The 2,817-nt window shown below is 66.6% G+C and carries 2 protein-coding genes and 1 pseudogene; all 3 read right to left on the reverse strand.

Going from position 1 to position 2,817, the window contains the following annotated elements:
- Positions 1 to 76: 76 nt before the first annotated feature.
- Positions 77 to 1,900 carry a monovalent cation:proton antiporter-2 (CPA2) family protein gene (locus BLX41_RS15685; RefSeq protein WP_123725644.1) on the reverse strand — a complete coding sequence of 608 codons (1,824 nt, stop codon included), beginning with the start codon at positions 1,898 to 1,900 and terminating at the stop codon, positions 77 to 79.
- A gap of 150 nt (positions 1,901 to 2,050) precedes the next feature.
- Positions 2,051 to 2,575 (reverse strand): hypothetical protein, encoded by a 525-nt coding sequence (locus BLX41_RS15690; protein ID WP_123725645.1) that lies wholly within the window; start codon positions 2,573 to 2,575, stop codon positions 2,051 to 2,053.
- Between the two features lie 9 nt (positions 2,576 to 2,584).
- Positions 2,585 to 2,817, reverse strand: a pseudogene (locus BLX41_RS35455) (M48 family metallopeptidase); the annotation flags it as partial.

Consider the following 2,817-nt stretch of genomic DNA (forward strand, 5'->3'; position numbering starts at 1 on the left):
AAGATCATTCCTCGGCGTCCTTGAGACCGCCTTCGCCGGCAAGCCGACTCCTACAAGGTGGCGCAGGGCTGGCGGCTCAGCGCATCGGCGGCAGGGGGCTTTCGATCTGTTCGTCCTGCTCGTCGGCGGCGAACAGCCGGGCCAGTTCGGCCCGGGCTTCCTGGGCACTTTGCAGGACCTTGGCGGCGTCGTCGTAGACGGCGTGCTGGGCCGCCAGCAGTTGTTCGTCATGCTCGGTGAAACGCTGGATCCGCGAATCGGCCTGGGCCTGGCTCAAACCCAGACCCACCAGGGTGCGGCGGCTCATTTCCAGGCTGGAATAGTAGGTCTCCCGCACCGCCTGGGCCCCCAGGTCCACCAGCCGGTGTACGTGCTGGCGGTTACGCGCCCGGGCGATGATCTTCAGGTGCGGGTAGAGCCGACTTACCTGCTCGGCGGTCTTGATATTGGTTTCCGGGTCGTCGGTGGCAATGACGAAGTACTCCGCTTCGCCGACCTTGGCCGCACTGAGGATCTCCGGGCGCAAAGGGTCGCCGTAGAACACCGGCATGCCGCCGAAACTGCGGATCAGTTCGATGGTTTCCACGGAGGTGTCCAGGGCCACGAAGGGCACTTTCTGTGCCCGCAGGATCCGCGCCACGATCTGCCCCATGCGGCCCATGCCGGCAATCACTACCCGCGGCCCGTCGGAATCGATCCGGCGATACTCGGCGGGCATTTCCACCGGCTTGGCCTTGGGTTTCAGCCAGCGGGTGCAGGCCAGTAACAGCAGTGGGGTGAGGGCCATGGACAGGGTGATGGTGAGCACCAGCAGGTCATGCAGGCGGGCCTCGAACAGGCCCTGGTCGCGACCGATCTTGAACACCACGAAGGCGAACTCGCCACCGGCCGCCAGCACCACACCCAGGCGCACCGCGCTCTCGCGATTGAGGCCGCCGGCCAGCCGCCCGACCGCGTACAGCAGCGGCAGCTTGAGGCCGATCAGCAGCAGGGTCAGGCCCAGCACCGCGATGGGCGCGCTGAGCAGCAGGCTGATATTGGCGCCCATGCCGACGCTGATGAAGAACAGCCCCAGCAGCAGGCCCTTGAAGGGCTCGATCTGCGCCTCCAGCTCATGGCGGTATTCCGAATCCGCCAGCAGCAGGCCGGCGAGGAAGGCCCCCAGGGCCATGGATACGCCCACCAGCTCCATCAGCCAGGCCGTGCCGATCACCACCAGCAGGGCGGTGGCGGTGGACACTTCCGGCAAGCGGGTGCGGGCGACGATGCGAAATACCGGGCGCAACAGATAGCGTCCGCCCACCACCACCACGGCGATGCTGCCCAGCACTTGCAGGCCGTGACGCAGATCCTCGGCGCTGCTGGTGTGGTGATCGCTGCCGGCCAGCACCGGGACCATGGCGATCAAGGGAATGGCGGCGATGTCCTGGAACAGCAGGATGGCGAAGGCCATGCGCCCGTGGGGGCTGTTCAGCTCCTTGCGTTCGGCCAGGCTTTGCAGGCCCAGGGCGGTGGATGACAGGGCCAGTCCCAGGCCCAGGACAATGGCGCTGTTCAGCGATTGGCCGAACAGGAACAGGGCCACCACGCCGATCACGGTGCCGGTCAACAGCACCTGGGCCAGCCCCACACCGAACACCGCCTTGCGCATCACCCACAGGCGCTTGGGGGAAAGCTCCAGGCCGATGATGAACAGCAGCAGCACCACCCCCAGCTCGGAGATGTGACTGACGCTTTGCGGGTTGCCCACCAGCCCCAGCACCGACGGGCCGATCAGCACCCCGGCCAGCAGGTAGCCGAGCACGGCCCCCAGTTGCAGGCGCTTGGCCAGGGGCACGATGAGCACGGCGGCGCAGAGGAACACGACGGCGGCTTGTAGCAGGTTGCCTTCATGGGGCATGGGCAGGACTCCAGGTAAAACGCTGCGCGGAAGGTTTCATGGCTGATGATAGACAGCCATCGGTGACGCTTTCAGCGGCGGTTGGTCGCCGCGATGATCGGCGCAAAAAAATGAATGCAGGACAAAGGCCGTGACCGGGTTTGCGGTCCTTCAGAGCAGGTCGCGCCAAAGGCTGTGGGCCCCCTGGGTGTCAGATGGCAATTGGTTGAGCAGGGCAGTGGCGTCATCGCCCTGGTTGTAGAAAACCACAAAGTCGCCGCTGTCGAAGTCGATCCGGAAACCGCAGAGAAAGGTGCGTCCCAGCTCTGGCCAGTTGTCGAACAGCCCCTGCACCCGGACGATCAATGCGCCCTGCAGGTGGCTGGCCGCCAGCCTGGGCAAGAGGTCGCGGGCCTCCCACGCACAGCGCACGCCGGCCTCGAGTTCAAAGCCCTCAGGCAGGCGCATGGGCCTTTGTGCGGCGCCGACGCTTTCCCCGTCAGCGAGCAGGAACAGGCTGACCTGGCTGCCGTCCTGGCCATCCAGTTGCAGGGCGCCAGAGTCATCGGTCAGCACCTGCCCGTTGTACAGATACTGGGCGTGGGTCAGTGCCTGCAGGCGCCGGCCCAGCAGACTGGCGGCGGCCTGGAGGTGCTCGGGTTGTGCGGCGGGCTTCAGGCGTGGATCGTCAGGCACGTGGGACTCCTACAGGGGGGCAAAGCGCCCATCCCACTGCGGGTCCAGGCGCTGGATGCGCGCAGCCAGCGGCGGGTGGGTGGCGAACAGGCGCTCCAGGCGCAGTTTCACCCCCTGGTGGAAATACAGGTGGCTGTATTGCGCGGCAGCGAAGGCGCGCAGGCGTGAACCGGCGCTGCCGCCGCCGATCTTTTTCAGGGCGCCGGCAATGCCCTGGGGGTTGCGGGTGAACTGCACCGCCG

The sequence above is a fragment of the Pseudomonas protegens genome (assembly GCF_003732485.1).
Classification (GTDB): domain Bacteria; phylum Pseudomonadota; class Gammaproteobacteria; order Pseudomonadales; family Pseudomonadaceae; genus Aquipseudomonas; species Aquipseudomonas protegens_B.

Coding starts and splice junctions, on each gene's coding strand:
- BLX41_RS15685 (WP_123725644.1), bottom strand. CDS start 1,900: ATGCCCCATGAAGGCAACCTGCTACAAGCCGCCGTCGTGTTCCTCTGC.